This window comes from Proteus sp. MB838, from assembly GCF_054767435.1.
Genome location: NZ_BAABMO010000005.1, coordinates 108,334 through 121,075, shown reverse-complemented (window position 1 = coordinate 121,075; position 12,742 = coordinate 108,334). Strand labels below are relative to the sequence as shown.

At 41.3% G+C, this 12,742-nt stretch carries 10 protein-coding genes; 3 read left to right on the top strand and 7 right to left on the bottom strand.

Annotation, left to right across the window (positions count from 1 at the left end; genetic code table 11):
* Positions 1 to 4 precede the first annotated feature (4 nt).
* Positions 5 to 1,435 (top strand): deoxyribodipyrimidine photo-lyase, encoded by a 1,431-nt coding sequence (gene phrB / locus ACYUCW_RS03820; RefSeq protein ID WP_017827019.1) that lies wholly within the window; start codon positions 5 to 7, stop codon positions 1,433 to 1,435.
* A gap of 39 nt (positions 1,436 to 1,474) precedes the next feature.
* Positions 1,475 to 2,458: a glycosyltransferase gene (locus ACYUCW_RS03815; RefSeq protein ID WP_004249704.1), complete on the top strand. Its 984-nt coding sequence runs from the start codon at positions 1,475 to 1,477 to the stop codon at positions 2,456 to 2,458.
* Between the two features lie 56 nt (positions 2,459 to 2,514).
* Here the strand turns inward: ACYUCW_RS03815 and ppc are convergent, their stop codons facing one another.
* The 5 genes from ppc to metB form a co-directional block, all read right to left on the bottom strand.
* A complete protein-coding gene (ppc, locus tag ACYUCW_RS03810; protein WP_004246402.1) occupies positions 2,515 to 5,151 on the bottom strand; it encodes a phosphoenolpyruvate carboxylase in 2,637 nt (878 codons plus the stop codon).
* A 472-nt stretch (positions 5,152 to 5,623) separates the two neighbouring features.
* The gene (locus tag ACYUCW_RS03805) at positions 5,624 to 5,785 is read right to left on the bottom strand and encodes a hypothetical protein (protein WP_004246404.1); all 162 of its coding nucleotides are present in this window, start codon (positions 5,783 to 5,785) and stop codon (positions 5,624 to 5,626) included.
* 78 nt (positions 5,786 to 5,863) lie between these two features.
* Positions 5,864 to 6,382, bottom strand: a complete 519-nt coding sequence (locus tag ACYUCW_RS03800) for a TIGR00645 family protein (protein WP_004246405.1) — start codon at positions 6,380 to 6,382, stop codon at positions 5,864 to 5,866.
* Positions 6,383 to 6,504: 122 nt separating this feature from the next.
* A complete protein-coding gene (locus tag ACYUCW_RS03795) occupies positions 6,505 to 8,943 on the bottom strand; it encodes a bifunctional aspartate kinase/homoserine dehydrogenase II (protein ID WP_460408219.1) in 2,439 nt (812 codons plus the stop codon).
* Positions 8,944 to 8,952: 9 nt separating this feature from the next.
* Positions 8,953 to 10,113, bottom strand: coding sequence for a cystathionine gamma-synthase (metB, locus tag ACYUCW_RS03790; protein ID WP_004249706.1), 1,161 nt, complete (start codon positions 10,111 to 10,113; stop codon positions 8,953 to 8,955).
* A gap of 285 nt (positions 10,114 to 10,398) precedes the next feature.
* Here metB and metJ point away from each other — a divergent pair, with 285 nt between their 5' ends.
* Positions 10,399 to 10,716, top strand: a complete 318-nt coding sequence (gene metJ / locus ACYUCW_RS03785; RefSeq protein WP_004246409.1) for a met regulon transcriptional regulator MetJ — start codon at positions 10,399 to 10,401, stop codon at positions 10,714 to 10,716.
* 72 nt (positions 10,717 to 10,788) lie between these two features.
* On the opposite strand, the gene yjjJ is transcribed toward metJ, so the two are convergent.
* Positions 10,789 to 12,093, bottom strand: a complete 1,305-nt coding sequence (gene yjjJ / locus ACYUCW_RS03780) for a type II toxin-antitoxin system HipA family toxin YjjJ (RefSeq protein ID WP_163748296.1) — start codon at positions 12,091 to 12,093, stop codon at positions 10,789 to 10,791.
* Between the two features lie 392 nt (positions 12,094 to 12,485).
* A complete protein-coding gene (rpmE, locus tag ACYUCW_RS03775) occupies positions 12,486 to 12,698 on the bottom strand; it encodes a 50S ribosomal protein L31 (protein WP_004246411.1) in 213 nt (70 codons plus the stop codon).
* Positions 12,699 to 12,742 lie beyond the last annotated feature (44 nt).

The following is a 12,742-nucleotide window of genomic DNA, read 5'->3' as shown; positions in this document are numbered from 1 at the left end:
TTACATGCACTCAGCGCCTGTTCATTTAGTTTGGTTCCGTCATGATCTAAGAGTGACCGATAATAAAGCGCTCTTTTATGCTTGCCAAAATACACAGGCGCAGGTGCATGCCATTTTTACCGTCACGCCTGCACAGTGGAAAGCCCATCATATGGCTTTATCACAGCAGGCGTTTATTCATGATGCATTGCTTAATCTTTCCCATGCGCTAGCTAAATTAAATATTCCACTGACACTTATCATCAGTGATACATATGCTGATGCGGCACAAAGTATTGTGGATTATTGTCAGCAACATCAGGTCACTGCGCTATTTTTTAATCATCAATATGCGCTTAATGAGCAAAACCGTGATAAAAAAGTAATGGAATTACTCGCCCATAACACCACGGTTTATTGTTACCACGATAACGTTTTTGTGCCACCGGGGAATGTCGTGACCCAACAAGGAGAGATGTACAAAGTCTTTACTCCTTTTAGAACCGCATTTTTACGGCTATTTCTGTCGCAAGATAATGCTTCATTACCAGCCCCCGAAATAAGAGCACACCAAAAAGCCGTTTCACCGTTAAGTGCACCACTTTTTGCACTACCAATATCATCAACCAAGATGTTCCCAGCAAGCGAACAAGCAGCGTTACAGCGTTTAAAACAGTTCTGCTATGAAAGGGTGATACATTATGCAAAATGGCGAGATATTCCTGCTATTGATGGAACCAGTCAATTATCCCCTTATCTTGCCATAGGCCTAGTGTCTGTGCGCCAATGTTTTAATCGCCTTTACCAAACAGAGCCTGATTTCTTAGAAAATAACCATTCCAGTGCATTTGTTTGGTTTAATGAGTTAGTTTGGCGCGAGTTTTATCAACATCTAATAGTTGCTAACCCGAGTTTATCCAAACAGATAGCTTTTCAACCATGGACAGAAAATATTCGCTGGCGTAATGACCAAACTGAATTTACCGCTTGGACACAGGGCTTAACAGGCTTTCCTATTATTGATGCCGCGATGCGACAACTGAATCAAACCGGCTGGATGCACAATCGCTTACGTATGCTGACGGCAAGTTTTTTAGTCAAAGATCTATTAATTGATTGGCGCTGGGGGGAAAATTATTTTATGTCACAATTAATTGATGGTGATTTCGCGTCAAATAATGGTGGCTGGCAATGGGCAGCATCAACAGGCACTGATGCTGTGCCTTATTTTCGTATTTTTAATCCGACCACCCAAGGACGTAAGTTTGATCCTGATGGTGAGTTTATCCGCCACTGGCTACCAGAGCTTGCTGATGTCCCAGATCGCGATATCCATACTCCTTCTGAATGGGCAATCAAAACAGGTCACTACCTCGATTATCCACAGCCAATTGTTGATCACGCCAAAGCACGAGTAACTGCAATTGCGTCTTATGAAGAGGCCAAAAAAAGGTAAAATAGCGCGATATTATCTCTCAATCCTTGGCGGGCTATTGTGAAAACACCGATTATTTCTGTTATCGTTCCTATGTTTAATGAGGCATCTCGCATTACGCGATTATTAGAGAGCCTACTTTGCCAAACCTTTCACGACTTTGAAGTGATCATTATAAATGATGGCTCAACGGATAATAGTGTTGACATCGCTATGCTCTATTGCCAACAAGATAATCGTTTTCACCTTTATCACCAAACTAACCAAGGGTTATCTAGCGCGAGAAATACTGGCTTAAAATATGCTCAAGGTGATTGGATAGTCTTTTTTGATAGCGATGATTTTATTAAACCTCAATTACTCGCACATTGGCATCAATTAGCCTGCGAACAACATATCGATGTATTAATTGGCAATGGTGAACGCTATGATGTACATAATCCGCAAAAGCATCAAACTACCATCCATCAACGTCAACCTTATCAACAAGTGATCAGCGGCCAAGAGTGGGTGATCCATGCCGTTACGCAACATCAATGGCCACATTTTGTTTGGTTACAATTTATTCGCCACGAAATAATCAAAAAACATCACCTACGCTTTATTGATGGCCTTTATCATGAAGATATTTTGTGGACGACACAACTTGCACTGGTCACTCAACGTATCGGCTTTGATGATCAACCTCTTTATTACTATTGCGCTAATCCTAACTCTATTACGCGTAAACCTAATCCACAAAAAGAAGCCAAACGCGCACAAAGTTATTTGCAAATTGTTATACAACTCTTGCAGCTTGCAGATAAACAACATCAACCACTATTAGCCAACGCGTTGCGCCAACAAGCACTACGTGAATTTGGCAGTTTCTTTATTCTTTTTCGTAAACGCTGTGATACAAAAAACCAAACCATCATTGCACAGCAATTTAGGACTTATCACCTCTTTCCAGCCCTTAATAAAGGCGCCCAAAATTGGCATCAACGTTGGTTTATTTGCCGTGTTTATTGCGTTCTTTATTGGCACCGTTGGAAAAAAAGATAAAAAAACAGCGCTAAATTTAGCGCTGTTTTACTAATAGAATAACCCAATTGCGACCACTAGCCGGTATTACGCATACCCGCTGCAATACCTGCGATAGTCACCATCAACGCTTGTTCAATACGTGGATCAGACTCGCTATGAGTACGAGAGCGTTGCAATAGCTCTGCCTGTAAGACGTTAAGTGGATCAGTATAAACATTACGCAATGCGATAGATTCAGCAACCCACGGTAAGTCCGCCATTAAATGCTCATCTTTGGAAATCGCTAATACACTCTTAATATCATCAGAGAGTTGTTGACGTAATTTCGCCCCTAATGGCCATAAATTTTCTTCGACTAAACGCTGATCGTAATACTCCGCAAGCCATAGATCCGCTTTTGCATACACCATCTCTAGCATAGCAATACGAGTATTAAAGAAAGGCCAATTCTCACACATATCATCCAATACGGCTTGTTTTCCGTTATCTATCTCATGCTGTAAAGCAGCACCGGCCCCTAACCATGCGGGTAACATTAAACGGTTCTGAGTCCAAGCGAAGATCCACGGAATAGCACGCAATGTTTCAACGCCTCCTGTTGGACGACGTTTAGCTGGTCGAGAGCCTAATGGTAATTTACCTAATTCACCTTCTGGCGTCGCTGCACGGAAATAAGGCACAAAATCTTTTTCGCCTCTGACATAGCCACGATACATCTCGCAAGATACATCAGATAAAGCATCCATAACCTCAATCCAAGCTGTTTTTGGCTCTGGAGGAGGCAATAAATTAGCTTCTAAAATCGCACCAGCATAATGAGCCAAACTACTGATAGTCACTTGCGGTAAGCCAAATTTAAAGCGGATCATCTCCCCTTGCTCTGTCACCCGCAACCCACCTTTTAAACTACCCGGTGGTTGTGATAATAATGCAGCATGTGCCGGCGCACCTCCACGGCCGATAGTGCCTCCACGGCCATGAAATAGCGTTAATGTCACGCCAGATTTCTCACATAACTTAATTAAAGCATCCTGTGCTCGATATTGCGCCCACGATGCCGCCATCACACCCGCATCTTTCGCTGAGTCAGAATAACCAATCATTACCATCTGTTTGTTATCAATTAAATCGCGATACCACGGAATATCAAACAGACGGGTCATCACACTTTCTGCGTTATTTAAGTCTTCTAACGTTTCAAATAATGGTGCTACCGGTAAACGAATATCTGCCCCTGCTTCTTTTAGTAATAGTTTAACGGCTAATACATCCGAAGGGACTTTCGCCATGGAAATCACATAAGAAGCAATAGAATCTTTTGGTGACTCAGCAATTACCCGACAGGTTTCAAATACCTCTTTAGTTGCTTCACTCGGTTGCCAATGAGTAGGGATCAATGGGCGTTTAGAGTTAAGTTCTGTCAGTAAAAACGTCTGTTTTTGCTCTTCAGACCAACTAGCATAATCACCAAGCTCTAAATATTGCGTTAATTCAGACAGCGCTTCGGTATGATTAGTGCTTTCTTGGCGAATATCGAGTCGCACCAGCTGTAATCCAAAACAACGGATACGGCGCAAAGTATCTAATAACTGTCCATTGGCAATAATGCGCATACCACACTGATGCAGTGATTGGTAACAAGCATACAAAGGTTCCCAAAGTGCTGAATTATCAATCAGTAAGCCTTCAGGAGGTAATGATTGCTGACCTTTGATACGTTGTTCCAAATAATCACGAGTCACTTGTAAGCGAGTGCGTAATTGTTTGGCTATTTCACGATAAGGCTCGGCAACATCGGCACCGCCCGCTAATTCGCGTAATTCTGGTGTGCTTTCTGTCATAGACAGCTCAGAAACGAGCACCTGAATATCATTTAAAAATAGATCGGCGGCTTTCCAGCGACTAAGTAATAATGCATGACGGGTAATTTCAGCGGTAACATTTGGGTTACCATCACGATCTCCCCCCATCCATGAAGTAAAGCGAATAGGAGAAGCTTCTACCGGTAAATTGTAGTCAATAGACTCTTCTAACTGTTCATTAAATTCACGTAAGAAAGCAGGCACACCTTCCCATAAGCTATTTTCGACCACCGCAAAGCCCCATTTCGCTTCATCAATAGGGGTTGGGCGAATTTTTCTGATCTCATCGGTATGCCACGATTGCGCAACCAATTGGCGTAAACGGCGCATAATATTGGTACGTTCATAATCGGCAAGATCATCATGATCAAGCTGAGATAAGCAAGTATTGACTTCCACTAGCTTATGAATAAGCGTACGGCGAGCAATTTCCGTTGGATGAGCCGTTAAGACTAATTCAATCGAAATTTGTTCAACGGCTTGTTTGAGTTGCTGATTAGTAAAATTTTTATCTTTCAGCCGTTCAATTAATTTAGCCAATGCCACAGGATTACTTGCCGCCTCGCCATGAGGAGAAATGCTATGGTATTGCTCTGCTACATTAGTCAGGTTTAAGAATTGGTTGAATGCTCTAGCAACAGGTAATAACTCATCATTAGAGAGATTTTGTAAGGTTAATAGTAGCTTTTGTCGCTGAACTTCATTACCTGCTCGTGATGACTTAGATAACTTTCGGATAGATTCCACTTTATCTAAAATTTCTTCACCGAGTGCCTCTTTTATCGTGTCGCCGAGTAGTTTGCCAAGCATGCTGACATTACTACGCATAGCAGAATATTGTTGATTCATAAGACTCCTGACCTTGGCTTTGTGTCGGTAACAACATACTTTTTACTAAGAAAAAGTCATGTCCTTCCAGTTGTGTAATTAATTTTCATTTTTTATGTGACTTTATTGTGATTTTTGTGATAAGCCACACTGCTTTTTACTTATAGCCTACTATTCATATCAGAAAATAAGCGTTTTGGGGGAATTTTCTGAAATTCAATTACGGCTTTAGTGTTATAAGAATGGCTAATATCGACGTTGTTTTTGCTCAATATTAACCATAATAAGGACATTTTTTTGTTTCTTATCGTCTAAGAAGCGTTTTTTACTAGAAAGGGGGAAATAAGTGAAAATTTATCTGGTGAAATATTTAGATGAATTTTTTTAATATTGATAAATTGTCTGGTATTTTTTCTCCAACTTCACCCTATCGATACTTCTTAAATAGAAAAGGCGCTGACTATGCAGCGCCTTGTGTTAACAAATAGCACATTCACTTTTTCAATGAATCAATCTTTTTTTCTACGTTTTCTTTAAGATCAGATGCACCATGTTTTAAATCGTGGGCAACTTCAGATAATTTTTCTTCTGTCCGATGCTTCACCTCCGTCGCTTTATCTTTTAGCTGATCAACATGTTTTTCAATTTTTGACATTAATCGCTCCTTTGTGACTAGAGATGATTTAAGTATAGCCAAGGTTAAAAATAACGACGTGCTGTAGCTCTCATTTTATCACCCTTGATTGGCTTTATTTGCTCGCTTACTTCGTTTAGAGATCTTCTCTAAATAGCCCATCACAAAAGCAGAAAAAACAAAAGTCAGATGTAGCACCACATACCATAATAACTTGTTATCAGGGATATTTTTTAAGTCCATAAACACCCCTAACAAATGAATAGAAGAGATAGCAACAATAGAAGCAGCAACTTTATTTTTCAGCGATTCTGCATCCATGTTACCTAACCAAGAGAGTTTATCCTTCGCGCCTTCGATTTCCATATTGGTAATAAAATTCTCATAACCTGAGAAAATAACCATTATCAATAACCCCCCCACTAATGCCAAATCAATTAGCGATAATAAACGTAAAACTAAATCAGCTTCAGATAAGGCAAATATATTGGGTAAGATCTCGTACATTGACTGAAAAAACTTAATCGTTAATGCCAACAATCCAAGAGATAAGCCAATATAGACAGGTGCAAATAACCAACGAGAGCGATACATCCATTTTTCAACAATTCTATTCATATTTCCTCTCTATCTACACAATTAATCATCATCTTTTTCAGTATAGAAGAGAAAAAAATACACAGAAAACTATCAGCAATAAAAAAATCACTGATAGTTTTGATTAAAAAGAAAATAGTCTTTTACAATAGTTGAGAAAGGCGATTGAGATCAGACTGAATAGCCCCCGCAGTCACATCACGTCCAGCACCAGGACCTCTAATGACTAATGGGTTGTCACGATACCAACGGCTTTCAATAGCAAATAGGTTATCCCCCGGTAATAGTGATGCCAAAGGATGATCTTTTCTCACCGCTTCAACCCCAACCTTCGCTTTGCCGTTAGCATCAAACCGCGCAATATAACGCAGTACCATATCCATCTCATTGGCAGCCACTAAACGTTGTGCCATTTGTTCATTAATCACACTGCTATTTTCAAAGAAGGCTTCTAATGATCCACTTTGCGCTTGAGCAGGAACCAGCGATTCAACACGGACTTGCTCAGGTTCAATATCATAGCCAGCTTCACGGGCTAAAATAATCAATTTGCGCATCACATCTTGTCCTGATAAGTCGATACGCGGATCAGGCTCGGTTAGGCCTTGTTGCCATGCTTGTTCTACCAAATCACTAAAAGGTACGCTGCCATCAAATTGTAAAAATAGCCATGACAATGTGCCGGAGAAAATACCACTGATAGATAAAATCGTATCACCGCTTTCACGTAGATCACGTACCGTATGATTAATAGGTAATCCCGCACCAACTGTCGCATTATATAACCAGTGGCGTCCTGTTTTAGAGAAGGCATCACGAGTTGCGCGATAGCGTAAACTTGATGCTGAGCCAGCGATTTTATTCGCACTAATCACATGAAAGCCATAGCTGGCAAAATCTTCATAACAGGCGGCAAGCTCTTCATTAGCAGTAATATCGACCACCACTAAATCATCAAAAGGATGCGATCTCATCCATAAATGAAGCGACTCTTCACTATGCACTGTTGCTTCATCATCAAAAAAGGCCAGTGCGCGACTAGGATCAATACCTTGGTGATCTAGTAGGCTGCGACGGCTATCTACCACCCCCGCCAGAATAAATTCAAAATCACTACGCGCAGATAATGGCTCCTGTTCACGAGCAAACAGCTCTAACCAACGTGAGCCAATATTCCCTTTACCAAACAGCACTAAACCAATCTGTTTTTCTGCTCTGAATAATGTTTGATGTAAACCTTGCAATAATGAAGCCGTATAGTTACGTAATACCGCAACTAAACTGATGTTATCTTCCGCGTGCCAAATAAACTCTACCGGTTGATCTTTAAGTTGTTGGTAGAAACGGTGGCAATGGAGTGGATTTTTACATACCCCGGCGCCAACTAAAGCAACAAGAGAAAAGCCTTCTCGCAGATGTAATTTACCCGGTAAGGCCGCATCTTGCAGAACATCTAACGCACTATTAGCGACTTCACTGGTATAACACAACTGTAGCAACTGACTATCTCTATCAATACCTGTTGCCAGTGGACGAATTTGTACCCGCTGAAGTAATGCATCCACTTCTTTAGCGATTTGTTCAAAATTTTGATGTGCGGCTAATTGAAGCTCAATTAAACAAACATCATCATGGCTAGTGACAATTTTTGCCCCTGTGCCAGATGCTAATACCCGTTCAATTCGAGTTGAACCCTGCTCTGGTTGGTAACTGCAACGTAATTGTAAATCGATATTGCTCCCTGAGACGGGTTGTAGTGTGCGTGTATGCAAAACAGGTGCCGCTAATCTTGCCAGCTCGCTCGCCTCATCTAAACGTAATAACGGTAGCAAACAGGCATCTTTCACTTTTCGGGGATCGGCACTATAAACCCCTGCAACATCGCTCCAAATGGTCACTTTACCCACATCCGCTAAAGCACCTACTTGGGTCGCTGAGTAGTCACTACCATTACGGCCTAATAGCACCGTCTCACCCTGTTGATTACGACTAATAAAACCCGTTACCACAAAGCGACATTGAGGATATTTAGCCAGCAGTGATTGTAACAAAGGACGCGATAAGGCTTCATTAACTTGAGGCTGTGCGGCGCGCTCTGCACATAAAAACTCTCGCGCATCTAACCACACACTAGGTAAACCCTGCTCCGTTAATAAGCTTGCCATTAATCTCGCTGACCAAATTTCACCATGACCAACGACTTCAGCATAAGTTGCATCCGTTATCGGCTTATCAAGTAAGTAACTTAGTCTTTCTAAATCAGCAATAAAGGCCTGTGAAAGAGCTTGTGCATGCTCTTTTGATAATAATCCTTCAATCAAGGATAGCTGATAACGACGTAATTCTTGCTGAGCTTGATGGGCAGAAATACGATCACTTTGACTCAGTTTTAACCAGTTAATCAGCTGATTTGTTGTCGAGCCTGCTGCAGAAACCACCATTAAATCATTAGGTTGGCTATAATTTGTCATGATATTCACGACTCGCTGATAACATTTTATGTCTGCAAGACTGCTACCACCGAATTTATGTAACTGACGGCAAGTTGGTTGCGCCTGTTGTTTAATCGCCACTACGCTCATGATCCATGGTTACCTTTTCGTTGCTGCATTAAACGCATTTTGTAAATCGTTGATGAGATCCAGACTATCCTCAATCCCCACGGAAATGCGCAATAAAGCGTTACTGATCCCAGCGGTTTTTCTCGCTTCTTCAGACATTCCTGCGTGTGTCATGGTCGCCGGATGACAAATTAATGTTTCTACACCACCTAAAGACTCTGCCAGTGTAAAGAGTGTTAAATGAGATAAAAAGGATTTAATTGCTTCAATCCCCCCTTTTAACTCAAAACTTAACATCGCACCAAAACCTTGTTGCTGTTTTTTCGCTATCGCGTGACCGACATGATGTTCTAGTGCTGGGTAATAAATTTTATCCACTAAGGGTTGTGTTTGTAGATAAGCCACCAATGCTTGAGTATTTTCTTGTTGTAATCGAATTCGTGGTACTAAGGTTCTGATCCCTCGTAATAACAAATAACTATCAAACGCCCCAGCAGTAACACCAATATTATTTGCCCACCAGCTTAAATCCTCAAGCTGTTTCCTACACTGACTAATCACAACACCCGCGACAAGATCAGAATGCCCATTAAGATACTTAGTGCAAGAATGCACCACTAAATCAGCCCCTAAAGCCAATGGCTTTTGCAATACCGGGCTCATAAAGGTGTTATCCGCCACCACCAACGCCCCAACTTGGTGAGCTAATTGGCTTATTTTCTCAATATCAGTGATGCGCAATAGTGGATTACTGGGTGTTTCAATAAATACTATTTTTGGTGCTAATGCCAACGCCTGTTGTAACGCTTGCTCATCGTTTTGATCAACAAATACCACACGATAAGCACCACGTTGCTGCTGACTATTAAACAGACGATAACTGCCCCCATAACAATCATGGGGCGCCACAATGACATCACCCGGTTTTAAAAAAGTCGTACAAATTAAATGAATTGCTGACATCCCACTGCTAGTAACAACCGCTCCCACCCCACCTTCAAGCTCTGCTAACGCATTTTGCACCATATCGCGCGAGGGATTGCCCCGACGAGAGTAATCATGTTCACGAGGTTGATTAAATGCTAAGAAATTATAGGTGCTAGAAAGATAGATTGGCGGTACAACACAGCCATATTGCTTATCTTCATTAAGCCCATTGTGAATGGCAATGGTTGCGGTTTTCTTCGTCATACAGACACCTTGTTACAGCGCTAAGTGGAAAAGTCTCTTACAGCATATCCAATTAGACACCAAGACGTCAATACATCTAGACATCTAAACTCCTTTACGGATAGACCAACAAATGGAATAATATAAATATTAAGGATATCGCCAGGTAACTATTGCTTTTTCTCACACCTTTAGCCAGTAACAGTCGGTGGTTTTAGAAAAGTCATGATAAACTGGCATGGCTCGTCAGAATAGGGCATCAACCCTAAACTGGCTTCAACTAAATGATATTAATTAAGGTAATCCATGGCTGAATGGAACGGTGAATATATCAGCCCTTACGCTGAGCATGGTAAAAAAAGCGAACAAGTCAAAAAAATTACAGTTTCAATCCCATTGAAAGTGCTAAAAATTTTGACAGATGAGCGCACTCGTCGTCAGGTCAATAACCTAAAACATGCCACCAATAGTGAATTATTGTGTGAAGCATTTTTACACGCATTTACCGGACAGCCTCTCCCCAATGATGAAGACTTACGCAAAGAGCGTAACGATGAAATCCCTGAAGAGGCAAAAGAAATAATGCGCCAGCGGGGTGTTGATCCCGAGACTTGGGAATATTGATCAGAAATTATTTTTGATAGCAAAAATATAACCAGAAGCCCAAAGCCAACACTTTGGGCTTCAATTTATGCATTACTCTAGACGAGAGATACGCGAACTCGCTTCATCCAGATGATTGCGTAACGCGTTAAGGCAGGGAGAAAAATTGTCAGAAAGAGCATGACAATGAGTAAGCAAAGTATAAAACTGCTCTGCGAGTGCTAAACTCTCCCGCCAAATTTCACGGCTGATCCCATCAAGTAATGTCGCCGGTCGCAGTGTGTTGACTATTTCTCCTCCTACTTTAGGCGCAAATCCCATTGGTAGAATATCGTAAGCAGGCGCAAGCGCATATGGTCGGCCATGGAGACTAATAAACGATAAATTGCCATGGTGCATGTCAGTATTTCCAATCAACATACCAAATGCCCAACGTCGCATTGTACTTACCGAGGCATCAGGCTGAACCTGTTTTTGCTCAATTAACGCATCAACTAACACAGGCCATGGCTCTCTTGCTCGCCCGACAAACTGTGCATCTAATGCTTGTAAAGAAAAAAGTCCGACACGACCTAGAGCACCTACACGGTCAAAACGCGGTATTTCAAGAAAACGTTGCCCTTCAAAATCAAAAATTTCTGTTTCAACGCCTAGCACCTTTAAGGCAAGATGCTCAGCTTGCAGGAGATCACGCCAACGCTCGCTGATAGCATTATTGTCAGAAGCCGTAAATTTAACGATGACATGGCCTCTATCGGTATAGGTACAAAATTTGGGTTGTTCGCCACCTGCGGATGAGCCAGGATCTTCCCCTGAACTAACCGCTCGAGCTAATGTTGGGTAAGTTGTTGAACGAGCAACCACAGCAGGTATCGGCATCGCCAAAAAATGTTTTTTTGCCTGTTCCCCTATTAACAAATTTCCCACTGCATCATGACCGTGAGCAATTAAAGCTCTGATAATATCTGTGTCAGACCAACTGTCTGGATTATGTGGTAAACCCAACTCAGCGGAATAAGTCGCAGCATAAGCACATCCAAGATACCCTTGTGGACGCATATCAAATAACCACCACGGCAATCCTTCGCTATACCGATTGACATTATCAACCTGCTCCATAACAAAACCGGCTGGATAAACTGGTGTCAATTTACCCAACAATTTAATTTTACCTTCTTCATTTATGCGATAAATGGGTACAGAGTTGAAGCCACGCGAACCATCACGTAAAGCATATTGAATAGAACGACCCGAGCCAATTTGAACAATATCATTAGACAACATTTTTAATGCCCTCGACAGGGTTGGCTGACTAATATTCATAATATTAGCTAGTTGCCTTGCTGGCTCAGGTCCATTACGTAGTATTTTTCGTATGACTTCTGCTCGTTGTGTCATGATATTAGCTACTTATAAATAGGTTAATGAATAGATAAATGAATAGGATTATGAATAGATAATTTATCAGCTGTGATCTGTCTTGTCACTATTAAAAGCGCGAACATTGGCGACGATATTACATAAAAAATGCATACAAAAGGGCGCTATCGCTTTGAGGTATATTCGATATGTTATTTTATCATTGGGAGGTCATGCTAGGTGATGAATAGAGATAGGGAAAGCTTACTATCAATAATAAAAGATCAAGCGGTTAAAGTGTGATACAAAGTGACCATAATTTGGACGATACACAATAACAAAAAGCCCAAAGCAAATACTTTGGGCTTTCTTCAATTCCGTTTTCCCTACACGTTTTCAGTGTTACCTGAAAAGTTGTGGTAACAAATATCTTATTTGCTGCCTGGGATTTTGAAACGTTTGTTGAACAGATCAACACGACCACCGGTTGCAACATCACGTTGTTTACCAGTATAGAATGGGTGGCATTTATCACAAACGTCCAGATTCAGGTTGTGGCCTGCTGTGGAGTTGATTTTCATAACGTTACCGCAAGAACAAGTTGCAGTAATTTCTTCGTATTTAGGATGAATATCTTTTTTCATGGAAAACCTCTGCTAAGGCCGTGTCGCTATTCAGCCCTCAGCCG